This is a genomic window from Bacillus mycoides (assembly GCF_001757995.1).
GTDB lineage: Bacteria > Bacillota > Bacilli > Bacillales > Bacillaceae_G > Bacillus_A > Bacillus_A mycoides_B.
This window is the reverse complement of the sequence record NZ_LXLV01000101.1, coordinates 1-24,712: the sequence shown is the minus strand read 5'-3', so window position 1 is coordinate 24,712 and position 24,712 is coordinate 1. Positions and strand designations below refer to the sequence as shown.

Below are 24,712 nucleotides of genomic sequence, written 5' to 3'. Positions count from 1 at the left end.
TACATATTTTGTTAACATTTTCAAAATATACTTTCAAATAACCATCTACATTTCTTATTGATTGATTGGATGTAAAAGAGTCTCCATAATCAATATAGTATATATTGAATTCATTTACGTAAGTTCCTAGGTATAGTTCACCTTTTTTACTATCTGTATACATTTCTACTACTTTTTTTATGCCAGGTTCTTTTTTTTCTTTTTCTCTAATTGTCTTAAATTTGTAGTATATGGGACATTCATTATCTTGGTTTTCAGCTAAATCCCAAGAACCTTCTATACTAGTAGTTTTACATCCACTTAATAAAAGCATTAATATAGGCAAAAAAATAAATATTCTTTTCATTTTGAATTATGCCTTTCTTTTAAATGTTATTTAGATAATACCATATAAAAGTAAACGTCAAGTAACTCCAAAATATACAATAAAAGTTGATTTTGGAGTTATTTTTTGTTTGCTTCACTTTTTTTCGGTACTCTACAGCTAGAGGGTAAATCCTTTGACCACGGCAAGACTTTATCAATTTCTTCTTTATTGTTTAAATTGATGTTGGGAAGCGTTTCAAACAAATAACGAAGATAATGATAGGGACTTAGATTGTTCTCTTTTGCGGTTTCCACCACACTATACATGATCGCACTTCCTCTAGCACCTCGCGGTGTATTTGAGAACATCCAATTTTTTCTCCCGATTACAAACGGTTTAATAGAACGTTCACTTCTATTGTTATCAATTTCTAAATGACCGTCTAATAAAAAGGCTTTAAGATGCTTCCATTGATTCAAACAATAAGTGATGGCTTTTCCTAGCGCACTTTTTGGTAAAACACGATCTTTATGTTCATGAAGCCATGCCGAAAAAAGGTCCAGAATGGGCCTGCTTTTTTCAAGTCTCTGCCTATATCGCTCGGTAGGCTTGACGTGCTTGAGCTTCCTTTCAATCGAATAGAGTTGATTACAGAAGTGTAAGCCTTCGCTCGCCTTCACTTTTTTCCCCTTCTGTGATTCAGGTAAAGCTTTTAAGGCTTCATCAAACTTTCGTCTCGCATGCGCCCAACATCCGACAAGGGTGACATCCGGTACTTGATGATACCCACTATATCCATCTACCTGTAAATATCCTTCAAAACCAGTTAAAAAACGTTTCGGATGTTCGCCTGCTCTTGTAGGTTGATAGTCATAGAGGACAATAGGGATATCCTCTCGTCCTGTACGATATAGCCACAGATAGGACTTCGTTGTTGCGGCCCGCCCAGGTTCGCGTAAAACTTGGAAGGTTGTTTCGTCCGCATGAAGAATGGTTCGAGTAAGTAGGTGTTCATGCATCCTTTCATACAAAATCACTAACCATCGATCAGCCCCATATAATAACCAATTTCCCATCGTTTGTCGTGATAAGAAGATCCCCATTCGTTCAAAATGTTTTTCCTGACGATAAAGAGGCAATCCCTCTACATATTTTTGTGTCATAATGTAGGCCATAATCGATGGAGAAGCGATACTTTTAGGAAAGGCGGGAGCTAGCATCTTGGCCGTTACAATCGGTGTGGATACCTCGTCTAATTCACACTTACGACAAGCGTATACATATCTCTTATGTTCTGTTACTTTTACTTCCGCAGGAACAATCGTCAGTTCCTTTCGGACTTCTACACTCATCTCATGCAAAGCACCACCACAACACGAACAAACCTGTTCCTCATCAAGTAAACGATATTCAACCGTTTCAATCGGAAGGTTTTGGACAGACTCATCCCTATGACCGCGTTTCTTTTTGCGACGATAGGTAATCGTTTCAACAGCTGGTTCGGGGGTTTCAGAATCACTTTCTTTCTCAGCCTCATTAAACAGTTCTAAAGCGATTTGATTATTAGGTGTTTTTTCGCTAGACGTACCAAACTGTTTTTGTTGACTCAGACGAAATTGTTCTTCATACCATCTCACTTTTGCCGTGAGTTCCTCTACTTGAGCTTGAAGTGATTCAATTGTGGGTTGGTTTGAATGTGAGAGTGTTGTTTTCATAGATAAATCCATTCGACAAAATTATCCAAATTCCTTTTACATATATGATTTTTATAGAATGGATCTCGCATGTACGGCTTGATGCCCTTGTTTTTTTTGAAAAGAAAATCCATCAAGAAGCCATCTCAATTGTCGTCTTGATATAGTAAGTGGCACACCCCTATGCTCAGTTGGCCAGTAAAACGTTCCCTTTTCCAATCTGCGATAGTGCAACCAGAAACCATTATGTTCCCAAACCAGAATTTTTAGCTTATCGCGTGAGCGATTGCAAAAAACAAATAAACAGGAAGAAAAGAGATCTAACTCAAATTCTTCGTTTACAATAGCCGCTAGTCCATCAATTGATTTACGTAAATCTGTTGCCCCTTGTGCAAGATATACTTTTTCAATTGCGATTTCTGACATCATTGTTGTTTCACCGCCTGCATCACTTGTAAGAGCACTTGCGGAGTAAAAGGCACATCTAATTCAATGGTTGCTTCTTGCATGTGAATTCGAATCGTAGCATGTATGTTTTCTTCTACGTAAGGGACATTCATAGAAAGCCAATTCACACGCCCATTTACATTTTGCTCTTCCGTTTCAGGCGATAATTTTTGCAGCCAGTAATATAGGCGATGAACCGATAGGTTCTGTTTTTGACACCAGGCAACTTTTGATAATCCACTGTTTTTATAGTCTTGAATATAAGTTTCCCATTCTTTCTTTAATCGGTGTCTTTCCATAAAAAAACCTCCACATATAGTATGTAAGGAGATTATCTCATGGGTTATTTACAAATAGTAGGTGGGGAATATTTGACGCTTACTTATATAAGTAAAAAAGAGATAAGAACACTTTAATTACCTGCATTATCTCTTTTTGAATATACATTCCTTAGCCCACGTAAATTTACCACATGAAAGTATTTTGTACAAAATGAATAATTGTTTTTTTAGTAATAAAAAACAAGATACACCCCTTATTTTCTTAATTCACATAATTTTCAAACATTAAAACTCTACATGTCAAGATTTGGTATATAATGAAAGCAACCCGTAGTTAGAGTGTTTGCTCCGATTCAAGTTATGAGATAGTTTATTTCACTTTTTTTCATTATCTAAAAAAGAACTTGTAGAGATACCTACAAGTTCTTTTTATTTTCAAATTCAATATTAATAATAATTTAACTATATTAACAGGGTGCTGCTATTGTTGTGGTCTTCATGTATATTAGCAAGTATTCATTTATTCACCCAAGATTTATACTATTCAAACCCCTGTTTTTTTCTGGGAACACCATGTACTTTTTATAAAAGCCAAAAATTGCAAGCTAACACTCCTACTATACTAGTTTTATCTATATACCCTAGACCGTTTCGACTATCCATACTTTTATAACGATTATCTCCCATTACAAATAATTTGCCTGAAGGCACTTTCCTCTCGCTAAAGTTGGAGAAAAATTCAGTTTTATTAATTAAATCTTTGTAAACATAAGGTTCTTCTTGTTTCTCCCCATCTATATAAACGGAATCGTTAACCATTTTAACTGTTTCATTGGGCAAACCAATTATTCTTTTTATGTAATAATTGGAATCATTCGGTATTTTTATAACAACAAAAACATCAACATACCAAATAGAAAAAACTTTAAATTAAGATTATATTCTTGTTCTTCAGATAACATATGGTTCCATTCCTTATTAATAATTTCATAAAGAATGCCGCCTACTAAGCTTTAATGTAGGGGGCATTTTTTTATTATCTTCATTCGCTTTATTTAGTTTGTTTGAGAAGGGGTATTATCCCCTGTATCCTTTTTTAATTCAAAGTATGCATCTAAAATGTCTCTACCAATCATTGAATTAATTCCACCTTTATCATCATATACCCATGGTACAACAACAGAAAATGCGACTTCCGGGTTATCATATGGAGCATATCCTGCTAAAGTTAAATTATAACAACGGATTCTTTTCCCTTGTTCATCTCTACCAACAGGATCATCTCCTCCATAAACTGTTTGTGCTGTTCCTGTTTTACCAGCCGGTTTATAAGAAGCTTTTTGGAAATAATGCACACCTGTTCCATCATCTTCTTGAAATACTCTTCTGAAACCTTCTTGTACTCGATCAATATATTCTTTTTTCATATCTACACGGTTCAATACAACTGGCTCCATGGATTGTACAACTTTTCCAATCTCTTCTTCTTTCACTGTATGCTCTCGAATCTCTTGCACAATCTGTGGTTTCATTCGATATCCCCCATTTGCAATAGTAGAAATGTATTGTGCTAACTGCAATGGTGAATACGTATCATACTGTCCAATAGCTAAATCTAGTAAGAAACCTGGCTGATAATTTTCTTTACTCATTTGTCCAATAGCTTCATTTGGTAAATCTATACCTGTTGGAACACCTAAACCAAATTGTCCAAAATAATATCTCATTTTATCAAATGTAGCTGCTGTAATATTTAATGAGCTATTAGGTACATAATTTATGCCTGCAATTTTTAAAGCTGTATTGAACATGTAAACATTTGATGAAACTTGTAACGCTCGTAGGTCATCAATACTTCCAAAATCCTTCCAAGATTTTTTGGGTTTTGTTCCTTTAAAATGCATTGGTGCATCATGAAAATATGTTCCTGGCGTTATGGAACCTGTCTCAAATCCTGTTAAAAGTGTAGCTCCTTTTACGGTAGATCCAAGCTCATAAGAGCTAGTCAATGTACCTAAAGCATAATCTTCTACTTTTATATTCCCATCTTTTTTCACTAATTTTTTTCCAGCCATGGATAAAAGTTGACCTGTTTTTGGATCCATCATTACAACAAACGCTCGGTCTAATAGTGGTTCTGAACCTTTAAACTCTTTTAAACGCTTTTCAATAATCTCTTCAACCTGCTTCTGTAATTTCATATTGATTGTTAATGTTAAATTTTTTCCGTTCTTCCCGTTGGAAATCATTTCCGTTTGAGTAATGTTTTTTTCTTTGTCAGTAATATTTCGAACTTCAGCTTTTTTTCCATGTAATACGTCTTCATATCGTTGTTCAATATAACTTTTTCCAATGCGATCATTACGATTGTAACCACGCACTAAATAAGAGTCTAAATTTTCTTTTGGAAGCCCCTCTTCAGCACTTGTAATATTTCCTAATACCGAACGGAATAAATCCCCATTTACATAATTACGATCCCAGTCTGTTGTTGCATCTACCCCTGGGAATCTTTCTAAATTCTCACTTATTATTGCGTATTCTTTCTCGGTTGCGTTCTTTTTTATAACTTGAGGTGTCATTTGATATCCTGAACTCATTTTACTTTTAATAGCTAATACTTTTAGGTCTTCTGGCGTTAATTTACTTAGTTCTTCATCAGTGACACGTTCTCGTCTCAATTTTTCTATTTTATTATCAAACCCTTTTCCCTCAATATTTTTTGCTCTAAGTTTTTCCTCGTCTTGTTTCGTTATTTTTTTTTGGGCCTGTTCTTTATTCATTTGCATCCAAAAATCTTTTCTATCTGTTTCAGTTAATTTATTTATATCTTCTTCGGATATTTCAATTATATTTGAAAGGTCTTTAGCTACTTTCAGAATATCATCGGATTGTATACCTTTCATTCTTGTGTACGTTATGACACGAATAGCGTTATTGTTAACAACCTTTTCACCTTCTCGATCAAAAATCTGTCCACGTGGAACGGGGACACTAATGGTTTCGTTTTCTTGTTTTTCAACTATATTTTTATAAGATTCTCCATCAACGAGTTGTACTTTTCCTAACTGAAGAATAATAGTTGAAAATAGTAAAAACACACAAAAAAACAGTGTGTTTAATCTAAAAGTAACTTTATCTTTCTTTGTTTTATTGGGCTTTTCTTTGCTCATGTAAACCTCCGCTTTAATAATATTAAATCCAATACTTATACTTAAAATATATTAAATAATATATAAGGATAAGTAAAGTTAAATAAATTTAAAGAATTTCTAAAGTATTACCTGATTTTATTAATATATATTTTTTAAAAAAGAGAGCACTTATACATGCAATCAACTTAAGAAACTTTAATACTCCTAAAATACATCTCATCACTTCAAAAGGTACACCTTGTGCTTTAGTTTCTATCACTACGTATTCAAAGAAGTGAAGAACGTTTGTTATGTCTATAAAAGTATACCTTTAAGGACATAACTTTAACTCATATAAAATCAAGGTTCATCACGTCTATAAACATGTTACAAAATATTTATAAACGTTTATTAAGTATATACAACCTTTATAAACCCTTTAGCGTACAATTTTCTTACAATGATATGGTGACCCCTATCTATTAGATAGATGGTTACTTGACTGAGCTCCAATTTGATATACTAAAAGAAAAAATAGGATGATAAGGCTATGCCAACAAAAGAATTCCAAGACACAGTACAGCATTTTTCTTTTTTCTTATTAGATAAAGGAAGAAAACCTTCCACAATTAAACGATATGCTTATGATATTGAAAATTTCGGTCAATGGTTGCAAAAATCAAAAAGGCTTCCCTTACGCAATGTATGGACGACACTTAGTACAGAGGATTATGAAGAGTATTTTAATGATTTAAAGAAGCAACGAAATTACTCTGATAAAACGATACATCGTGTTTATATTGTCCTAAGTAGACTTTATCAATATTTAGGCCTACCTAATCCATTAGAAGATATGAATCTTGTGATTCAGCCTAATCGTGCGTTACGTGATGAGGACTTTATTTCTAAAGCGGAAGAAAAACGGCTAAAGTACATGTTAACTTCATTAGAAGGATTAACAGAAAAACAACGCTCCGTTCGTCCAGTACTTATGGATCGTAACATTGCTGTTGTGCATTTACTCATAAATAATGGATTGTCCTTTCAAGAACTTGTAGGTTTACAGATGAAGCACGTCCATTTTGAAAACAATACAATCTCAGTACCAGGAAAAGTGGGTATAGAGAGAACGATTATTTTAACTGAAGAAGATAAAAAGCGATTATTCAACCATTACAAAATATTTCCTGAACCTGTTCGTCCAAAATATCATAGCAATGATCCACTATTCGTAGCATTCGATTTTACTCGAAAAACTTATCATTGGTCATATGACAACGATGCTCCAAAAGCCTTAACAGAAATTGCTGTTCAAAAAATGATTCGACTTGAAGTTGAAAGAGCGAATTTACGAAAAGGAATTTCAGCACAACATCTACGGAATACCTTCATTTTACGGCTAATCGAAAATGAAGTTTTAGAGGGGCAAATTATAAAACAGGTAGGTTTTAAATCTAAACTTTCGTTAAAAAGATATTATGATTACATCGATTAGACCTATTCATCTTAAAAGCCGATTATCCCTTAGCGTACAGGAAATCGGCTTTTTCTATGTGAGGAATCGTCTAGCGTACGAAGTTCACATTTTGTTGCTGCTAACCCTAATAGGGGTCACCATACATGCCCATCAAGCTAAGGTTAAGTTTTCCATGAACTTCCTTTCTTGTTGCCTACATGCTAGATAATTTGTATTTATATAGTAATGTACTTCAAAATAAGTAATAATATATGAAAACCTATCTAGTATGAGTTAATATTAATAGTGTGCAACGAGTTAACACATTCACTTGTTTTTATTCAGCTATTTTGCGGGCAGTCATAATCCCGCCTCAAAATTCAGCAAAAGCAAAGAAGAGAGGCAGGAGATAAACGGCAAAAGCCCGATTGATGAAGGCATTGAATCATAGGGAGGAAGAACCTCTCAGTGATTAAAGTTTCACTTTATAAATATCAGATCATTTATTTAAGAAAACAATATTCTGATGTAATTTATGAAATCTATTTTTATTAAAGAGGAGAAAATAATGGCAAAAAATATATCAGATATTGCTAAGTTAGCAGGTGTCGCAAAAAGTACCGTTTCTCGTTATTTGAATGGTGGGTATGTCAGTGATAAAACAAAACAAAAAATTGAAGCGATTATTCAAAAAACAAATTTTTCTCCTAATGCATTCGCGCGAAGCTTAAAAGCAAAAACAACAAATTTAATTGGAGTTATCGTTCCACGTTTAGACTCTTTTGCTACGACGAAAACCCTTATTGGAATCGATAATTCACTTCGTGAACAGGGTTATCAAATGCTTGTTGCAAATGCAAATCAAAGGCAAGAGATAGAGATTGAAGCAATTAAAAACTTTGCAAAACAAAAAGTAGCTGGAATTATTTTATTAACGACAAAATTAACAGAGCAACATAATAAAGTTTTGAGTACATTAAAAATTCCTGTTTTATTCGTCGGTCAACAATACGAAGGTTATTATTGTCTCATTCACAATGATTTTGAGGCGGCGTTTGAATTAGGATCATACATTTTATCACAAGGCCACCGTCATATTACTTATTTAGGAGTAACGGAAGAAGATATCTCAGTTGGGGTAAAGAGAAAACTAGGTTTTCAAAAGGCAGTTCAAACTCTCGCTCCATCATGCAACGTGACGTTTTATGACACAACTTTTCATGTCAAAGATGCGATGGAGAAAGTAGCATATATTTTAGAAAATAACCGTCCTACTATTATTGTTTGCGCAACAGATAACATCGCTATTGGTGCAATAAAGGTTATTCATGAAAGCAACCTTTCTGTACCGGAAGATATTTCCGTTACAGGATTTGGAGGTTATGATATTTCTGAAATGATTCATCCTAGTTTAACAACGGTTTCATTTGATTACCATTACGCTGGAACGATTGCTGCTACATCTATCATACAGTTAGTTAAAAATAAAGATATTCCCAAAATAGTAAGTTCAAAATATGTATTAAAAATTCGAGAAAGTATTGACAAAATGTGAAAGCGTTCTATAATTCTTTGTAGAACCGGTTCCGTATTTTGAAAAATGAAGACAGGATTTCTTTTGTATATGAAGTACCTGTCTTTTATTTTGATCATTTGCGGAACCGGTTCCGCAAAATGTATTAGGAGGACTTTGAATGGATATGAAAGAGACTGCCGCTAGTGTATTACAGCATATCGGCGGAAAAGAAAATGTTATAAGTGCAACTCATTGTGCAACACGTCTTCGTCTTGTTTTAAAGGATGAATCAAAAGTAACACAAACAGAAATTGAAAACATAGAAGGCGTGAAAGGTGCTTTTTCTACAGGTGAGCAGTATCAAATTATTTTTGGAACGGGAATTGTTAACAAAGTATATGAACAATTTGCGAATCTTATCGGCCTATCTCAAATTGATCCTCAAACGCATACAGAGGCTGTAAAGAAAAAAATGAATCCGATTGCCCGATTAGCAAAAGTATTATCAAATATTTTCGTGCCAATCATTCCGGCCATTGTTGCCAGCGGTTTATTAATGGGCTTACTCGGAATGTTGAAAGCGTTTAAATTAGTATCGACTGATCATGCTCTCATTCAATTGCTTGATATATTTTCGAGCACAGCGTTTATTATTTTACCGATTTTACTTGGTGTTAGTGCTGCAAAAGAGTTTGGCGGTAATATTTTCTTAGGAGCAGTCATCGGAGGTATTTTAACTCACCCTGCATTAACGAACCCTTGGACACTTGGGAATGCGAAACCGGCGGTATTACATTTTCTTGGTATGGATATTGATATGGTTGGTTATCAAGGGACAGTTCTTCCTGTTTTATTCTGTGTATATGCAATGAGTGTAATAGAAAAAAAGTTACGAAAACACGTACCAAATTCTTTGGATTTATTAATTACACCTTTTTTAACTGTTATAATTACAGGTTTTCTATCATTAATTATTATTGGTCCTATCGGTTATAAATTTGGTGATGGTATTACGTACATTTTAAATACTGTATATGAAGTTGCTGGGCCAATTGCTGGATTTATTTTTGGCGGTTTATATTCGACTATCGTTTTAACAGGATTGCATCATAGTTTTCACGCTATTGAAGCAGGGTTACTTGCAAATAAAGATATCGGTGTAAACTTTTTACTACCGATATGGTCTATGGCAAATGTTGCACAAGGCGGAGCAGCTTTAGCTGTTTATTTTAAAACAACAAATGCAAAAACAAAAAGTATTGCAATTCCTTCTGCTGTTTCAGCTTTTTTAGGAATTACAGAACCTGCAATCTTTGGTGTGAATTTAAAGCTAGGAAAACCTTTTATTGCCGCAGGGATTGGCGGAGCTTTAGGCGGGGCGTACGTTGTGTTTACGAATGTTGTAGCAAATGCTTACGGTTTAACGGGGATTCCGATGCTTACGATTGTGGCCCCATTAGGAATGATGAATGTAGTTCATTATGTAATTGGGTTTGCTATTGCTGTTATTACAGCGTTTATTGCGACAATGCTTCTATATAAAGAAAAGAACTAATGTTTTGAGGTGAACACCCTATGGATAAATATAGAACAATACGAGAGGTAAAAGAGTGTGAATTGACTTCGCTAGAGAAGATTGCAAATCAAGACTCTTGGAAGCCCATTTATCACATTCATCCGCCATATGGATTAATGAATGATCCAAACGGTGTATCTTATTATAATAATGAATACCACGTGTTTTATCAGTGGTACCCATTTGCTCCTATTCATGGAATGAAACATTGGGCGCATGTAAAGTCTAAAGACTTGATTCACTGGGAACGTATGCCTGTGGCAATTACTCCTACTGAAAGTTATGAATCCCACGGTGCTTATTCTGGGGGAGCTTTCGTAAAAGATGACATACTTCATTTGTTTTATACAGGAAATGTAAAACATACTGATGGCTCGCGTGACGCTAATCAATGTGTTGCCTTGATGAATAAACAATATGAGGTTGAAAAAGCAGAATATAATCCAATTATTCGGAGTGTTCCTGCTGGATATACGGGACATGTTCGTGATCCGAAGATCTGGAAGAATGATGATGTTTATTATATGCTGCTCGGCGCGCAACGGGAAAACGAAACAGGTACACTTCTTATCTATCAATCAAAAGACTTGTATGATTGGAAGTTACAAGGGGAACTACAAACAAATTTAAAAGATTTCGGCTTTATGTGGGAGTGCCCTGACTATTTTCATTTAGATGGAAAAGATATTCTTATTTTTTCTCCGCAAGGTATTCAAGCAACAAAGGGTAGCTATCAAAATGTTTATAATGTTATTTATGCAATTGGGACATTGGATCTAGAAAATTTATATTTTCACGTTGATTCTTATTATGAGTTAGATAAAGGATTTGATTTTTACGCACCGCAAACATTGCAAGATCCCGCTGGACGCCGCATTATGTTTGCGTGGGCAGGATCAAGTGAAATTACGTATCCTTCAGATGATTTTATGTGGGCACATTGTTTAACGATTCCACGCGAGTTAACTCTTGAAAATTACGCGTTAAAACAACGTCCGATTTGTGAATTAAAGAAATTGCGTACATCTTCTAAAACAGTGTCAGGTTGTTTACAGAATGAAACATATGTATTATCTGACCTTTTCAAAGAACATTCCTACGAATTAGAAGTACGATTACAATCTGAAAAGGCAAATGTATTTGGTATTTCCTTATTCCATTGTCATGAAGAATCATTTCCGATTACTTTTCAGCGTGATAAAGGGATCGTTTCTATTGAGCGTGGAAGCTTCCATCACCACTTTGGAGGAGAATATGGTTACAAACGCTGTAAGGAAATTACGATTCAAGATACAATGAAAATGCGTATTTTCGTAGATCAAAGCATTGTTGAAATTTTCCTATGTGATGGAGCAACTGTGTTTACATCGCGAGTATTTCCTCGTAAAGATATAGAGTATAACATCTCTCTTTTCTCAGATGAAAAGATGGAATTTCATATAACACAATACAAACTTGGGAGAGGATTGGAATGAAACAAGTATTTTGTATCGGTGAATTATTAATTGATTTTATTTGTTGTGATACACATGTACCATTAGCAGATGGAATACATTTTGAAAAAAAAGCTGGCGGAGCTCCTGCAAATGTTGCTGCAGCAATTACAAAATTAGGAGGAAAGGCTTCATTCATTGGACAAGTCGGAAACGACCCTTTTGGAGAATTTCTAGAAAAAACATTACAAGAAAACTGTGTCGATACTTCTATGCTTATAAAAGAGAACCAAACGACATTAGCTTTTGTCTCTATTGATCAACATGGTGAACGTGATTTTACTTTTCAGCGTGGCGCTGATGGAGAATATCAGTTTCATAAAATCGATCTTTCCAAAATGCACAAACATGATATCATTCATTTTGGGTCAGCGACAGCTTTGTTACCTGGGCATTTAAAAGAAACCTATTTTCAGCTGCTGCAATATTCAAAAGAACAAAAACATTTTATTTCCTTTGATTCAAACTATCGTGATGCATTAATTACAGATAAACAGCAATTTTGCGAGGATTGCTTAACTTTCATTGCACAAGCCCATTTCGTAAAAGTAAGCGAAGAGGAAGCAATAATGCTTTCCAAAGAAACAAATATGAATAAAGCTGCACAGTTTTTACTTGCAAAAGGCGCAAAGGTAGTTGCGATTACACTTGGAAAACAAGGTACACTTCTTACAACTATTGAAGGGAATGCTGTTATTCCTTCTATTACTGTGAAACAGGTAGATTCAACTGGTGCAGGAGATGCGTTTGTAGGTGCAATGCTTTATCAACTATCTCAAGAAGAAAATCTATTTGACCTTAACTTTGAAAAACTTTGTACATTCGTTGCATTTGCTAACAAAGTTGGAGCAATTACTTGTAAGAATTACGGAGCTATGCAATCCTTACCAACATTAAAAGATATCGTTACGTTTAAATGAATATGAACTGCACCCTATAGGGGTACGGAAACGATTCTGGGTATGAGGGGCCACTCTGGGATTTAATTACAAATTAAAAAAGAACTTTATTCAAGTTCTTTTAATCTACGATACAGAGCGGCCTGACTCACACCTGTAATTTGACATATTTCTTTCACTGTTTTAGTGGTGTGCTTCCGTAATTCAATCGCATGATTCATACCTGGGTGTTTATCCGTGTATTTCTTCAATCTTCCTTTATGGGGTAGCGTCACATGCCCATCAAGCTAAGATTTTGAAGTACCCCCAAAACAAAAATTTTATCTCACCACAGTTGTTTGTTTATGAGAATTCAGTGTACTTTTGTCGTTTTGGAGAACAATGAATTTCTTAACCTGATGGCGATGGGGAGTTATATTATTTTTCTTCCTACCAAATGGTCAAAATGCAAATGAGAGCTAATAGCACAGAGAAGATCTTCTGGTGCATAGCCCACTCGTTTTAAAATGTTTACAATTCTATCATCCGGTTTCATTTTTTGGAAGAATCTGACCTTCAACAAACGTTCCCTTAAAAATATCTTCATTATCTACTACACTTTCTGGCATTCCTGTGTCTATCAAAATAGGGCCTTCTGTTGTTTTCAAAAGATAGCTCCATACAGGCAAATTCAGAAGTTTACCTGGAGTAGGCATACTATTAACCGAAGAGTGATCTAACATGGCAGCGGCCAGCTGATAAAAAATACAGTTTTTTATCAGTCATTATATATCCACCTTCTCCCCTCAGTTTGGATGAAACAATAACGTAATACTTCCGCTAGTAACAAACTTTTTCCTTCTATCTCTTTTTTCACTATAAACTTTTCTTTACATTTTCATGTATCCATTTCCGCATCATCTGTAACTCCTCATTTGAGGCAGTTCCTTCTCCATATCTAACTTTCTCATAAATTGGAATAATATCACTGTTCTTATGAATACGGGAAAACCATTGTTGAACCGTCTCTTGTAACCTTCTCTTTTCAAACTTTGATAATGTTAGCTCCCATTTTATTAGCATTGCTCTTACTTCTTCCGCTGGCAGTATTAAGCTATCTCGTTCTTCTTGTTCTGCATCTTCCCCAATTTTTCGTACTTCTTTTTGTTTCAAATGTATATGATGAATTGTCTGCTTCTTATTCCGCATACGGCGAAAGATAAAAATTATGATTACCATCACTAAGAATAGGATGCCAATTTGTATAAATATATTTTCAATGCTAACCCCTATAAACCCTGCATCGTCATTTTGTCCCTTTTTATCTTGGGAAAATCTTTCAAACTTTCCCTCCTTAAAATATCCCTCTTCATCAGAATCAGGCGGATTTTCAATTTCACCTAATGCCCCTCCTGAATCATCCCCAGGCTCCCGAGCTTCTCCTCTTCTGCTTCCTTCTAAGCTTTCCTTGCTTTTCCGTATCGTCTCTTCACTAGATACATCAGCTTCTCCCTCCTGATAAAAAAAATCTACCACCTTCTCTTTTGCAAAAAATGCACCTTTCGTTATTCCAATCGCCAATACAAAACAAGCGCTAATGGCTAGAAAACAAAATATAACACGCGATCCCCATTTCAATTTATTCACCGTTCCTCCCTTTACTTCACAATTTGTATCCACCCTTTTTGTTTTTCCGGTGGATATCCAATAATTAATGGAATCCCCCCTGCTTCTTGTCTGCGAAATCCTGTTTGATAAAAGAAATGTGCATTCAATGGTATATCTTTTTCTGTTAACGAAGATAACAAATCCATTGCTTTATAAAGTTGTTTTCGGTGCTTTCCACCTTTTAAGTGAATGACGCCTTGTTCCCGTACGCCATTTATCCATAGTTCGAACGAGCAGTCTTGCGAGATTAACTCCCGACATACCCCAGCAGCGACTTGAATTAAATATTCCATATCTGTACGAAGCGTATATCCCGTTTTCCCTACTACATTTACATAAAGTGCATATCGATCGCCTTGTGTATATTCATATTTTTTCGCACTAATGACCCCAGTTTTCGCAGTCGCCCCCCAATGAATAGAGCGAAATGATTCCCCTTCATATTCTTTCACACCTACTATTTTCGTTTCATCATATAACGGAGAAACAGCCGCTCTGCGAAATCCATGCTTCCACGTTGTTATTTCGGGTATCATCACTTTCAACATTTGCGGAAGAATATGAAATTCAGGGAGTTCCTTGTGTTCAATAGGCAAGTAATACGTTAAAAGGCCGAATGGATCTGATATTATGAGTTCTGCTGCTTGCCACCCTTGTCTTCCTCTTTCATTTGCACTCCCCTCTAACATAATTGTTATCATATCTCTTCCTTCTAATTGGAGAGGAATTTGATAAGAGTGATGCGAACGCTGCATCTTCTGATCCGTTTCCCACTCTATTTGTTCATCCGAACGAAATTGAAGAGTTGCTTTAAAGATTGGAAAACGTGCTTCATTTATAATTTGCACTACACACTCTCCTCTTTCATTCATAAATAGTCTCTTTTGATTTTGCGAGATATCCCATTTCACTCTCATGACTACTTTCATATACAAATGTAAAAATCCAGCTAACAACAAATAAAACAAAAAGAGGACCACAATAAAAAGTTGATTTGTAAAAACAAAGAGAATAAGAAAAATAACGCCGATTCCCCCTATAAAGAGAGGTTCCAGCAACGGATTTTTCCTTTTTATAATCTCATTCATACGCTTTCTACCGGCACTGCAATTTTTTCTAAAATTCCTTGCAGTACATCTACTTTAGTTGTTTTCATATCCCCTTCAATTGTTAACGTTAATCGATGAGCACAAACCGGAGTTGCCAAGGCTTTCAAATCATCAGGAGTTACATATTCCCGCTCCTTTAATAATGCCCTTGCTTGCGCCGCTCTCATAAAAGCTAAAGAGCCACGAGGACTAACCCCGATTTCTATCAAATCATGATTTCGCGTTGCTTCTACAATATCAAGCAAGTATTCTTCCACCTCATCGTGTATATGGATTCTTTTAGATTGCTCTTGCAACTCTAATATGTCAGAAAGAGTTACAACACTTTGTAAATCGTTAAATGGATTATTTTCTTTAAATCGTTTTAGCATTTCTTTTTCATATATACGATCTGGATACCCTTGCCGAATGGTTAATAGAAAGCGATCTAGCTGCGCATCTGGAAGCGTAAAAGTTCCTGCCGATTCTAATGGATTTTGCGTTGCTAATACAATAAATAGCATTGGTAATACATGCGTTACGCCCGAAATTGTTACGGTACGCTCCTCCATTACCTCTAACAACGCTGATTGTGCTCGCGGGACAGCCCTGTTAATTTCATCTACTAAAACTAGATTTGCAAAAATAGGTCCTTTTCTCGTTTTAAAATCACTTTCTTTCATATCAAAGTATTCTAATCCTACTACATCACCCGGCAACGTATCCGATGTAAATTGAATACGCTGAAAAGCCCCATCAATACTTTTCGCAAGAGTTTTGGCTAATGTTGTTTTCCCCGTTCCTGGTACGTCTTCTAATAAAACATGTCCATTTGCAACTAATGCAATCATCGCTAAATCAATTACTCCTTCCTTTCCTACAATAACTTTTGAAACGTTTTCTTTAATTTTTTCTAATATGTTCATATTCCTTATCCCCCTTTATATTATTTGTTTTTTCTGATATTTTACCGCGATAAACATTTTCTATAAACTGGAAAATACGAATTTTGTTAGTGCTACCCCATGCCCATCAAGCGAAGTTAAAATCATACCCTTAAAATAAAAAAACGTTATGCTTATCGTAAGAAGTTTATGAGAAAGGATGGTGTTTTTAATGAATCCTATTATTTCAAATGAACTGAATCTTTTTGCACAAGAGCTACAATACTTTTTATCTCCAGTAGTCCTACAAGATATCGCCAAACAAGTTGGCTTTGTACAGCGATCTAGTAAGTATCAAGCAAACGAACTCATTGCTCTTTGCGTATGGCTCAGTCAGGAAATAGCTAGCACATCACTTTCACAATTGTGTAGTCGATTGGAAGCTTCCACTGGGGTACTGATGAGTCCAGAAGGACTGAATCAACGCTTTAATCCAGCCGCTGTCGCATTTCTTCGAGAAGTCTTTACTTCTCTTCTCACACAAAAACTCTGCTCAAATCACTCACTTTCTGCACACGTGATCTCTACTTTTAATCGTATCCGTATTTTAGATGCGACAGTGTTTCAACTGCCTGATCATTTCGCCACTAACTATCAAGGTTCAGGCGGGAGTAGTAATACGGCAGGCGTGAAAATCCAATTGGAATATGATTTACTTAGTGGTCAATTTCTTAACGTGCAGCTTGGACCAGGAAAGAATAATGATAAAACATACGGTACCATCTGCCTTGAAACCGTAGAGGCGGGCGATTTGTGTTTACGTGATCTTGGTTACTTCGATTTAAGAGACTTACAAACTATTCATGATAAAGAGGCTTACTATATCTCGCGGTTGAAGCTGAATACACGCATTTATATCAAGAACCCTGAGCCAGAATACTTCAACAACGGCACGTTAAAAAAGCAAACAGAATACATCCAACTTGATATGACACAAATGATGTCGGGTCTAATCCCAGGTGAAACGATAGAAATCCCCGAGGCATACATTGGCCAAAATCAGAAGCTTCCAGCACGTGTCATTATCCATCGTTTAACCGATAATCAAACGCAAACACGCCTGAAAAACCAAGCGATACGTGAAAAGAAAAAAGGCATTGTCATGAAGGATAAAAGTAAACGTTTAATGGGTATGAATGTATATATCACGAACACGTCTCTAGAAGGAGTACCAACGAACTACGTGCACTCATTGTATTCACTTCGTTGGCAGATTGAAATTTTGTTTAAAACGTGGAAGTCATTTTTTGAAATTGATGAATGTAAAAATATTAAAAGAGAACGCCTAGAGTGCCATTTATATGGACAACTCATCGGCATTCTCCTCTGTTCTTCTACGATGTTTCAAATGCGACAGTTTCTGCTTGAAAAGACAAAGCAGGAGCTGAGTGAATACAAAGCGATTTATATGATTAAAGATTACTTTCCGTTACTGTTTCAAGCGATAGCCGTTGGCACAGAAGAAATTTTAAAAATTTTGCATCGTCTTTATCTGCTGCTCAAAAAGAACGGTCGTAAATGTCATCGGTATAAGAAGATGACCGTCTTTGATATTCTAGGGATTGTGTATAAAACGACGGTAAAGCATAGACAAGCTGCCTAGCGAAAAAATCACGTTTTAATAGGCTTCTTTAGCATGCCTACTTTTCTATCAATTGCTAGTTTTGAAACAAGGATCGTTTCATATCTAGTAATTTACTTGGTTAGCTTGATGGGCATGTGGCGGTACCCCATCGCTATCAACCTAAGCTCATAAAACGTCAATTATAGTGGAGGCTGTTTCTTTTTTCTAAAGGCTATGCGTAGGGAATATAAAAACCCCCCTAGGAACCAACGAATTCCTGAGGGGGTAACTGCGTAATGTAATATATTTACAATTACGTTGCGTTTGGGTTTAAAATGCGCATCTTTTTCATTTACATAATAACCACCATATTTAAGTTTATAATAGTTATGCTTTTTAGATAAAAGCAATTACTTGTTTTATAAACTCGTAACCAAAATAACCACTAAATCCGAATAGTACTATTGCGGCAGATATAGATACCCATTTAATAAAGATTGGATTTAGAAAACGTCTAGTAAAATGAACAAAACCCAATAAGACCATATCATGCATAAAGATACCTAATAAAATACCTACAGCTATTAATATAAATGTAGATGCACTTGCATTACCTAATGAAGAGACTAGAACCGGACCAAAGACCCCTATCCAAAATACAATATTAGCCGGTGATATAGCAATCATAAAACCAGATAAGTAAGCTGTTAATAAAGATTTATTAGGATTTTCTCCCTCTATGTTAACTTCTGATTTTGCTTCTTTAATACTTTCTATTCCAATAAACATTAAAAAACCAAAACCTAGTAACCACATAACTGCTTCTACCCATGGATTGGTTAATACACTAGAGAACCCTAGATAAATCAGGACAATTAAAGATAAATCTACAGTCATTCCTCCTATACCTACAAACCAACCATGTACGAAACCATTTCTCATTCCTTGTTTGGTCATTTGGACAGTCATAGCACCTGCAGGTATTGATAAAGATAAACCTAATATAATATACGTAAAAAGTGTTACAATCATAAAAATTCTCCTATTTTAGTCAAGTACTATTCTTTTCGCTTGGTTCAACAAATAAAACTAGAGCGTTGCGATTTTTCACATTACTTCTAGCAATCTCCAAAAACTCATAAAGTACCCCTTTGTTGAAGATCAATGCCTATAATCCCATAAGATCCCTTACATGTTTAGCGTTCTTTTTAGATGTTAGTTTTTCAAGTAATAAAAATGCAACATCAAAAGCTGTACCTGGATTAGAAGATGTAATAATATTTCCATCTTGAACAATTAAATCATTTTGTACTATTGCACCGAAATTCTTTAACTGCTCTTTTCGTTTACTCGTTGGATGACTGTATGTGGTGGCTTTTTTATCTGTAAGAATCCCACTTTTACCAAGCGCTAATGATGCAACACAAATACTGGCAATAGGCTTCTGCTTGACATAAAAATGTTGAATGACATTTAAGAATTCTCTACTGTATGCATCCCGATAAAAACCAGCTTCTTCAAACCCTCCTGGAATAGCTAGTGCATCAAACTCATCTAATTGAATATCATCAACCGTTTTTTCAGGTATGACAGTAAAATTCCAAGTACAGGTTAATTTATTCCGAAGACCAACTGTTACGACCTTGGTTGATCCATCTCCCTCCCATTTATTCCAACCTAGTACGTCTGTAAATACACTAGCTTCCACTGCTTCAAATCCGTCAGCTAATAATAATAAAATCTTTTTCATATCGTAAATCGCCTCCTGATATCCTTATTTTATACAAATATAGAAGGCTGATAAATAAGTTTAATAAGGATATTCGATCGTTCGACTTTATTATATAAAGAATTTAGTTTATTCTAGTTTATAAAAAAAGGTTGGATACTTTATGGATCAAATTGATAAAAAAATCGTGGGATTATTACAGTCAAATGCAAAAATTTCAATGAAGGATTTAGCAGAAGCCGTTCATTTATCTTCTCCGTCAGTAACTGAGCGAGTACGGAAGTTAGAGGAGCAACAAATTATTGAAGGCTACCATGCACATGTTTCTCTAAAAAAAATAAACCGTCCAATTTCTGCACTTATATTGTTTAAATCAAAGGATTGTAAATCATTAGCTAACTTTTGCTATAATCATCCAGATGTACTTGAGTGTTACAGAGTAGCAGGGGAAATTAGCTATATTGTCAAATTAGCAACATATTCTGTAGAAAGTTTAGAACAATTTATTGATGATACAATGCAATATGGTACGCCATCAACGAATATCGTGTTATCTTCTTATGAAAAAAAAATAATTGCTCCCTTTATTAGTGAAGAATAAAAATACTGGAATAATCAATTAACTATTGCTTACTCAATAATCCTCAATCCTTTAAAAATAACCCTGATTTTTCTAACTTGTATAAAAAAATCAAGGTCTCTAATCATTTTTATCGTTTTGGGGTAACCCATTTTTATTAGCTTGATGATGATGTGGTGATCCCTAAATAAAAAAGACCGTCTAATGACGGTCTCATGAAGTAAAGTCCCCCTTTAGTTGAACAAAAGCAGGTAAGTTTCTCATTATTTCTCACTTCTTAAAGTTTTTTTGTTTAACAAAGATAAAGTGGTCTTCAGGCTTCCAAACGTGCAGATGGTCAGCAATGTATCCGCGTAGCCACAACACGCCGTTAATTCGTCTAAGATAAAAGCCTTTCGGAAAATCATCGTCTTTAGTTAATATCTCCGATGCTATTGTGATGGAGCCAGATGGAGCTTGATGTTGTTGTGAGGCATTCCCAAAATAACCTTCAGGCTGTACTTTGTATTAGAAGTCGTAAATTTATCATCAGCTAACAGTCTTTCTCCATACTCATTCATCAAAATGGAGTATTGTTGCAATTTCTGAATAAGCTGCGATTTCGTAAGTCCGCCAACCTCTACTGTTCTGGTGATAATTGGACAATCAGGATATATTCGCATTTGTAGTCACTCCTAAAAAATTGGGTATAAGAATTTCAAATTAATACATTCTACAATTTTCCATAAATCCCCTTGTTGGAGTACAAACCCATCGCTATCAAACTAACAAAACTAAATTTTCTTAAAATGAAAAAATACGCTATTCTTTCTGTAGAATCATAGGAAAGGATGGCGTTTTTTATGTCTGTTTCTGTGTCTGACAACTTACAACTATTTGCTCAAGAGATTCAAAGTTTTTTATCTCCAAATACCTTACGGGATCTTGCTAGAGATGTTGGTTTTGTACAACGAACCAGTAAGTACCAAGCAAAAGATTTAGTAGCTTTATGTGTATGGGTGAGCCAAAATGTAGCTATGACTTCTTTAACTCAGTTATCTAGCTGTTTAGAAGCATCAACAGAAGTACTCATCAGTCCTGAGGGACTGAATCAACGGTTTAATAAGGCGGCCGTCCAACTTTTACAACACCTACTAGCCGAACTACTAAGCAAAAAATTGGCCGCATCTATGCCGATTTCTTCTCCATACACTTCTGTTTTCAAGCGTATTCGTATTTTAGATTCAACCGCATTTCAACTCCCGGATGTATTTTCATCGGTTTATCCAGGTGCAGGTGGATGCAGCCATACAGCTGGGATAAAAATTCAACTTGAGTATGATTTGTTAAGTGGACAGTTCCTACATATTCATACAGGTCCAGGTAAACAACATGATCGTACTTACGGCTCTCTGTGTGCCCCAACTGTGACGGCGAATGATTTATGTATCCGAGATTTAGGTTATTTTCATTTAAAAGACCTTCAATATATACAAGATAAAGAGGCCTACTATATCTCTCGTATCAAGTCGAATACACGTATTTATCAAAAAAATCCTAACCCTGATTATTTTCAAGATGGAAGAATTAAGAAAGGTACAGAGTATATACAGATAGATATGGAGACGGTAATGAACTCTCTTCAACCAGGACAAACATGTGAAATAGCTGATGCTTATGTAGGTATGATTGATAAAGTGCCAGCTCGTGTAATTGTTCATCGATTAACAAAACAACAGCAACAAAAACGATTACAAGATCAAGCTGTAAGAGAGAAAAAGAAGGGAATGAAGTATTCCCCTCGTAGTAAACGTCTCAGTGGTATCAATGTATATATGACAAACACCCCTACAGATATTGTCCCGATGGGACAAGTACATGATTGGTATTCTTTACGTTGGCAAATCGAGATTTTATTTAAAACGTGGAAGTCATTCTTTCAAATTCATCATTGTAAAAAGATAAAACCAGAACGATTGGAGTGCCATTTATATGGTCAATTGATTGCCATTCTACTCTGTTCTTCTATCATGTTTCAAATGCGACAATTACTTCTTATGAAAAAGAAACGAGAACTGAGTGAATATAAGGCCATATATATGATTAAAGATTATTTTCTTCTTATTTATCAAGCCATACAGAAAGACACCCAAGAACTATCAAAAATTCTCATTCGCCTGTTCAACCTCCTACAGCAAAACGGGAGAAAATCTCATCGGTATGAGAAAAAAACAGTCTTTGATATATTAGGTGTCGTTTACAATTGTACCATGTCTGATGATCAAGCGGCCTAATTCAAAAAATGACACCCAATAGGGTTTATTTCGCATGCAAATCTTTCAATCACCTACACTTGCCCTTTATAAAAAAGAAACAATCTCGCCTAAAATTGACTTTGTATAAGCTTAGCTTGATAGCGATGTGGCGGTACCCCTAATAAAACTAAAACAACAAAAGAGGACAAATCCCATAATAATGAGTTTCGTCCTCTTTTTTGATATCTTTTTACTGTCGATAAGTAGACTTTACGTTAAGCAGATATGTATATTTGCAGTAGAACCTTTCTAAAAACAACAATTTTCCGCTAATTTTTTTTATCCTTTTTTACAAAATTATTAATACCCTCAAAAATAACTTCTTTTAAAGCTTCTGGATAATCAGAATAACCTTGTTTTTCTATAATTATTTCCAATGCTTTTTTGACATTTCCATCAAGTATTATAGTAACTCCAGGCGTTAGCTCACCTGTTTCCTCATTTTTAAATGTTTCTTTTATCATAGTCAATTTATTTTCTTGCATAGCTTAACCCTCCTTAAATAAATAATTTTTGTTTTTATATTTCCAGTATCTGTATTCGTAAGGTATCTGTTTATCAAAATGTTGCAAATAACCTTTCCAATTATTTGGAATATATTCTTCAAAAGATATCAACTCGGGATAATTAGAATAAAAATTTAAATCATCAAAATCTATCAAGAAACACGGATTATAATCATAGATAGTTTCTTCGTCATTATTACTTAGCTCACTTAAAAAATTTGACCTAATCTCTTCTGTAAACACTTCATACTTTTCTATTCTTTCTAAAAAGTTATCTATTGTATTCTCGTTTAAAACACTGATATCTTTTCTTTCATCTGCATACTCATCCGGAGCATATCCTGCTTGATTATAGTCTAAATACCATAAATCTGGTTCAGTTATATACCAGTTGAAATTGTTTTTATACTTTATTCCTACTATAACATTTTTCGTATATAAAGGCTTAAGCATTTTGCTAACTCACTCCTCTCACTTAATAATTTTAGTATTTTTAGCGTATTCCACCAACCATTGGCTAATGGGGGTGGGCAATTCATATGCAACACCTTCAAACCCATATTTATCAAATATACCCTTATCAACAATCTTAGGAGCACTCCCTCCTTGATTAAGTGGATTAGTTTTATAGCGATTCTGAGAAATTGCATTTTCTCTAATCAAATCATCCACATACGGGGGTACTCCAAATTCTACAATATATGAGTCTGGTCTTTTATTTTTGAAATACTCTGAGTGGTCTTTTCCAGTAGATACATTTAAGTCATGATCTGCTTTCCATTTACTATTTAAAGAAAGTGTTCCATCATTATTGACTAAAATTAAATCTTTACTACCTCCACCTTGAACTCTACGATAAGTAACAGTTTTTTCTCCGACATTAGCTCCACTGACTTTCTCAACATTTTTAACTTTATCAAAATATCCAGTCTCATTTAATATTTTCAAATCTTCTGGAGATAATTCAACGCCTTTTAAAAGTTTATTTCCTTCTTTTAATTCTTTTACTATTTTCGCTAGCTTACTAGTAGGAATGAATGTTAAAGGGTTCTGGTGCGAAAACTTCAAGATAATTGCAGGTAATCTCTAAATCTTGGACATACTGATAGTATGACTCTAAAAAAGGTGCGTGATCAGTATGGAAAAGCGAAATTTATTCAAGTGGAAACATTATCATCATGATATTATTTTGCAAACAGTAAGATGGTACCTACGGTTGAGCTTTCGTGATTTGGTGGAAATGATGGAGGAACGGGGCTTATTCGTTGCTCATACAACGATTATGCGTTGGGTTCATCAGTATGGTCCTGAATTAGACAAAAGAATCCATCGTCACCAATGCCTCTTGGAGAGTCGATGAAACATATATCAAAGTGAAAAGTCAATGGATGTACCTGTATCGTGCTGTCGATTCGAAAGGAAATACCATTGATTTTTACCTAAGCAAAGCAAGAAACCACAAGGCTGCAAAGCGATTCTTCAAGAAAGCTTTGCAGTCTTTTCATATTTCTGAGCCTCGTGTCGTGACAGTAGATAAGAATCCAGCTTATCCTATAG

General features: G+C 35.0%; 23 protein-coding genes and 3 pseudogenes. 9 read left to right on the top strand and 17 right to left on the bottom strand.

What is annotated here, in order from left to right; translation table 11 throughout:
* The 6 genes from BWGOE10_RS28630 to BWGOE10_RS28605 form a co-directional block, all read right to left on the bottom strand.
* The coding region (locus tag BWGOE10_RS28630) for a hypothetical protein (protein ID WP_070168363.1) at nt 1-346 on the bottom strand (346 nt) is incomplete at its 3' end.
* Between the two features lie 98 nt (nt 347-444).
* Nucleotides 445-2,034, bottom strand: coding sequence for an IS66 family transposase (tnpC, locus tag BWGOE10_RS28625; protein WP_070145886.1), 1,590 nt, complete (start codon nt 2,032-2,034; stop codon nt 445-447).
* A 39-nt stretch (nt 2,035-2,073) separates the two neighbouring features.
* Nucleotides 2,074-2,430 carry an IS66 family insertion sequence element accessory protein TnpB gene (gene tnpB, locus BWGOE10_RS28620; protein ID WP_070145884.1) on the bottom strand — a complete coding sequence of 119 codons (357 nt, stop codon included), beginning with the start codon at nt 2,428-2,430 and terminating at the stop codon, nt 2,074-2,076.
* On the bottom strand, nt 2,427-2,747 hold the full coding sequence (gene tnpA / locus BWGOE10_RS28615) for an IS66 family insertion sequence element accessory protein TnpA (RefSeq protein WP_070145882.1): 321 nt from the start codon (nt 2,745-2,747) through the stop codon (nt 2,427-2,429). The genes tnpB and tnpA overlap by 4 nt, the downstream gene beginning before the upstream one ends.
* A gap of 564 nt (nt 2,748-3,311) precedes the next feature.
* Nucleotides 3,312-3,569, bottom strand: a complete 258-nt coding sequence (gene lepB, locus BWGOE10_RS28610; RefSeq protein ID WP_236736024.1) for a signal peptidase I — start codon at nt 3,567-3,569, stop codon at nt 3,312-3,314.
* A gap of 215 nt (nt 3,570-3,784) precedes the next feature.
* The gene (locus BWGOE10_RS28605; protein ID WP_070145880.1) at nt 3,785-5,902 is read right to left on the bottom strand and encodes a peptidoglycan D,D-transpeptidase FtsI family protein; all 2,118 of its coding nucleotides are present in this window, start codon (nt 5,900-5,902) and stop codon (nt 3,785-3,787) included.
* 511 nt (nt 5,903-6,413) lie between these two features.
* On the opposite strand from BWGOE10_RS28605, the gene BWGOE10_RS28600 reads away from it, so the two are divergent.
* The 5 genes from BWGOE10_RS28600 (at nt 6,414) to BWGOE10_RS28580 (ending at nt 12,824) form a co-directional block, all read left to right on the top strand.
* Entirely contained in the window at nt 6,414-7,358 is a 945-nt protein-coding gene (locus BWGOE10_RS28600; RefSeq protein ID WP_070145878.1) for a tyrosine-type recombinase/integrase, read from the top strand.
* A 529-nt stretch (nt 7,359-7,887) separates the two neighbouring features.
* The gene (locus tag BWGOE10_RS28595; protein ID WP_070145876.1) at nt 7,888-8,874 is read left to right on the top strand and encodes a LacI family DNA-binding transcriptional regulator; all 987 of its coding nucleotides are present in this window, start codon (nt 7,888-7,890) and stop codon (nt 8,872-8,874) included.
* A gap of 139 nt (nt 8,875-9,013) precedes the next feature.
* On the top strand, nt 9,014-10,390 hold the full coding sequence (locus BWGOE10_RS28590) for a sucrose-specific PTS transporter subunit IIBC (RefSeq protein ID WP_070145874.1): 1,377 nt from the start codon (nt 9,014-9,016) through the stop codon (nt 10,388-10,390).
* A 20-nt stretch (nt 10,391-10,410) separates the two neighbouring features.
* A complete protein-coding gene (locus BWGOE10_RS28585) occupies nt 10,411-11,886 on the top strand; it encodes a glycoside hydrolase family 32 protein (protein WP_070145873.1) in 1,476 nt (491 codons plus the stop codon).
* Nucleotides 11,883-12,824 carry a carbohydrate kinase family protein gene (locus BWGOE10_RS28580; RefSeq protein ID WP_070145871.1) on the top strand — a complete coding sequence of 314 codons (942 nt, stop codon included), beginning with the start codon at nt 11,883-11,885 and terminating at the stop codon, nt 12,822-12,824. Before BWGOE10_RS28585 ends, BWGOE10_RS28580 begins: the two co-directional genes overlap by 4 nt.
* An 86-nt stretch (nt 12,825-12,910) precedes the next feature.
* On the opposite strand, the gene BWGOE10_RS28575 is transcribed toward BWGOE10_RS28580, so the two are convergent.
* The 5 genes and pseudogenes from BWGOE10_RS28575 to BWGOE10_RS28555 form a co-directional block, all read right to left on the bottom strand.
* Nucleotides 12,911-13,054: a resolvase gene (locus BWGOE10_RS28575; RefSeq protein WP_236736018.1), complete on the bottom strand. Its 144-nt coding sequence runs from the start codon at nt 13,052-13,054 to the stop codon at nt 12,911-12,913.
* Nucleotides 13,055-13,230: 176 nt separating this feature from the next.
* A pseudogene (locus BWGOE10_RS28570) lies at nt 13,231-13,568 on the bottom strand (MBL fold metallo-hydrolase); the annotation flags it as partial.
* A 90-nt stretch (nt 13,569-13,658) separates the two neighbouring features.
* Nucleotides 13,659-14,429: a hypothetical protein gene (locus tag BWGOE10_RS28565; RefSeq protein ID WP_070145904.1), complete on the bottom strand. Its 771-nt coding sequence runs from the start codon at nt 14,427-14,429 to the stop codon at nt 13,659-13,661.
* 11 nt (nt 14,430-14,440) lie between these two features.
* Complete coding sequence (locus BWGOE10_RS28560; RefSeq protein ID WP_070145867.1) at nt 14,441-15,538, bottom strand: DUF58 domain-containing protein; 1,098 nt, start codon at nt 15,536-15,538, stop codon at nt 14,441-14,443.
* On the bottom strand, nt 15,535-16,464 hold the full coding sequence (locus BWGOE10_RS28555) for an AAA family ATPase (protein WP_070145865.1): 930 nt from the start codon (nt 16,462-16,464) through the stop codon (nt 15,535-15,537). Before BWGOE10_RS28555 ends, BWGOE10_RS28560 begins: the two co-directional genes overlap by 4 nt.
* A 190-nt stretch (nt 16,465-16,654) precedes the next feature.
* Here BWGOE10_RS28555 and BWGOE10_RS28550 point away from each other — a divergent pair, with 190 nt between their 5' ends.
* A complete protein-coding gene (locus BWGOE10_RS28550; RefSeq protein ID WP_070145864.1) occupies nt 16,655-18,085 on the top strand; it encodes an IS4 family transposase in 1,431 nt (476 codons plus the stop codon).
* Between the two features lie 357 nt (nt 18,086-18,442).
* Here BWGOE10_RS28550 and BWGOE10_RS28545 read toward each other — a convergent pair whose 3' ends face one another.
* Nucleotides 18,443-19,078, bottom strand: coding sequence for a LysE family translocator (locus tag BWGOE10_RS28545; protein ID WP_070145862.1), 636 nt, complete (start codon nt 19,076-19,078; stop codon nt 18,443-18,445).
* Nucleotides 19,079-19,214: 136 nt separating this feature from the next.
* Nucleotides 19,215-19,796: a DJ-1/PfpI family protein gene (locus BWGOE10_RS28540; protein ID WP_070145860.1), complete on the bottom strand. Its 582-nt coding sequence runs from the start codon at nt 19,794-19,796 to the stop codon at nt 19,215-19,217.
* A 142-nt stretch (nt 19,797-19,938) separates the two neighbouring features.
* Here BWGOE10_RS28540 and BWGOE10_RS28535 point away from each other — a divergent pair, with 142 nt between their 5' ends.
* A complete protein-coding gene (locus tag BWGOE10_RS28535; RefSeq protein ID WP_000372088.1) occupies nt 19,939-20,376 on the top strand; it encodes an Lrp/AsnC family transcriptional regulator in 438 nt (145 codons plus the stop codon).
* 249 nt (nt 20,377-20,625) lie between these two features.
* Here BWGOE10_RS28535 and BWGOE10_RS33640 read toward each other — a convergent pair.
* A pseudogene (locus BWGOE10_RS33640) lies at nt 20,626-21,017 on the bottom strand (helicase).
* A gap of 180 nt (nt 21,018-21,197) precedes the next feature.
* Between BWGOE10_RS33640 and BWGOE10_RS28525 the strand changes: the two are divergent.
* Nucleotides 21,198-22,628, top strand: coding sequence for an IS4 family transposase (locus tag BWGOE10_RS28525; RefSeq protein ID WP_070168362.1), 1,431 nt, complete (start codon nt 21,198-21,200; stop codon nt 22,626-22,628).
* Nucleotides 22,629-22,918: 290 nt separating this feature from the next.
* Here the strand turns inward: BWGOE10_RS28525 and BWGOE10_RS28520 are convergent, their stop codons facing one another.
* The 3 genes from BWGOE10_RS28520 to BWGOE10_RS33635 are packed head-to-tail and all read right to left on the bottom strand — an operon-like array spanning nt 22,919 to nt 24,223.
* The gene (locus BWGOE10_RS28520; protein ID WP_070145856.1) at nt 22,919-23,134 is read right to left on the bottom strand and encodes a hypothetical protein; all 216 of its coding nucleotides are present in this window, start codon (nt 23,132-23,134) and stop codon (nt 22,919-22,921) included.
* Between the two features lie 3 nt (nt 23,135-23,137).
* Entirely contained in the window at nt 23,138-23,608 is a 471-nt protein-coding gene (locus BWGOE10_RS28515; RefSeq protein ID WP_070145854.1) for a hypothetical protein, read from the bottom strand.
* An 18-nt stretch (nt 23,609-23,626) separates the two neighbouring features.
* Entirely contained in the window at nt 23,627-24,223 is a 597-nt protein-coding gene (locus BWGOE10_RS33635; protein WP_236736017.1) for a hypothetical protein, read from the bottom strand.
* A 70-nt stretch (nt 24,224-24,293) separates the two neighbouring features.
* Between BWGOE10_RS33635 and BWGOE10_RS28505 the strand changes: the two are divergent.
* Nucleotides 24,294-24,712 (top strand): annotated as a pseudogene (locus BWGOE10_RS28505) (IS6 family transposase); the annotation flags it as partial.

Excerpts from the sequence above, each read along its gene's own strand:
- BWGOE10_RS28560 (WP_070145867.1), bottom strand. The coding sequence starts at position 15,538 with ATGAATGAGATTATAAAAAGGAAAAATCCGTTGCTGGAACCTCTCTTT.
- BWGOE10_RS28605 (WP_070145880.1), bottom strand. The coding sequence starts at position 5,902 with ATGAGCAAAGAAAAGCCCAATAAAACAAAGAAAGATAAAGTTACTTTT.
- BWGOE10_RS28555 (WP_070145865.1), bottom strand. The coding sequence starts at position 16,464 with ATGAACATATTAGAAAAAATTAAAGAAAACGTTTCAAAAGTTATTGTA.
- tnpC (WP_070145886.1), bottom strand. The coding sequence starts at position 2,034 with ATGGATTTATCTATGAAAACAACACTCTCACATTCAAACCAACCCACA.
- BWGOE10_RS28525 (WP_070168362.1), top strand. The coding sequence starts at position 21,198 with ATGTCTGTTTCTGTGTCTGACAACTTACAACTATTTGCTCAAGAGATT.
- tnpA (WP_070145882.1), bottom strand. The coding sequence starts at position 2,747 with ATGGAAAGACACCGATTAAAGAAAGAATGGGAAACTTATATTCAAGAC.
- BWGOE10_RS28535 (WP_000372088.1), top strand. The coding sequence starts at position 19,939 with ATGGATCAAATTGATAAAAAAATCGTGGGATTATTACAGTCAAATGCA.
- tnpB (WP_070145884.1), bottom strand. The coding sequence starts at position 2,430 with ATGATGTCAGAAATCGCAATTGAAAAAGTATATCTTGCACAAGGGGCA.
- BWGOE10_RS28520 (WP_070145856.1), bottom strand. The coding sequence starts at position 23,134 with ATGCAAGAAAATAAATTGACTATGATAAAAGAAACATTTAAAAATGAG.
- BWGOE10_RS28545 (WP_070145862.1), bottom strand. The coding sequence starts at position 19,078 with ATGATTGTAACACTTTTTACGTATATTATATTAGGTTTATCTTTATCA.
- BWGOE10_RS28600 (WP_070145878.1), top strand. The coding sequence starts at position 6,414 with ATGCCAACAAAAGAATTCCAAGACACAGTACAGCATTTTTCTTTTTTC.
- BWGOE10_RS28595 (WP_070145876.1), top strand. The coding sequence starts at position 7,888 with ATGGCAAAAAATATATCAGATATTGCTAAGTTAGCAGGTGTCGCAAAA.
- BWGOE10_RS28550 (WP_070145864.1), top strand. The coding sequence starts at position 16,655 with ATGAATCCTATTATTTCAAATGAACTGAATCTTTTTGCACAAGAGCTA.
- BWGOE10_RS28585 (WP_070145873.1), top strand. The coding sequence starts at position 10,411 with ATGGATAAATATAGAACAATACGAGAGGTAAAAGAGTGTGAATTGACT.
- BWGOE10_RS28590 (WP_070145874.1), top strand. The coding sequence starts at position 9,014 with ATGGATATGAAAGAGACTGCCGCTAGTGTATTACAGCATATCGGCGGA.
- BWGOE10_RS28540 (WP_070145860.1), bottom strand. The coding sequence starts at position 19,796 with ATGAAAAAGATTTTATTATTATTAGCTGACGGATTTGAAGCAGTGGAA.
- BWGOE10_RS28515 (WP_070145854.1), bottom strand. The coding sequence starts at position 23,608 with ATGCTTAAGCCTTTATATACGAAAAATGTTATAGTAGGAATAAAGTAT.
- BWGOE10_RS28580 (WP_070145871.1), top strand. The coding sequence starts at position 11,883 with ATGAAACAAGTATTTTGTATCGGTGAATTATTAATTGATTTTATTTGT.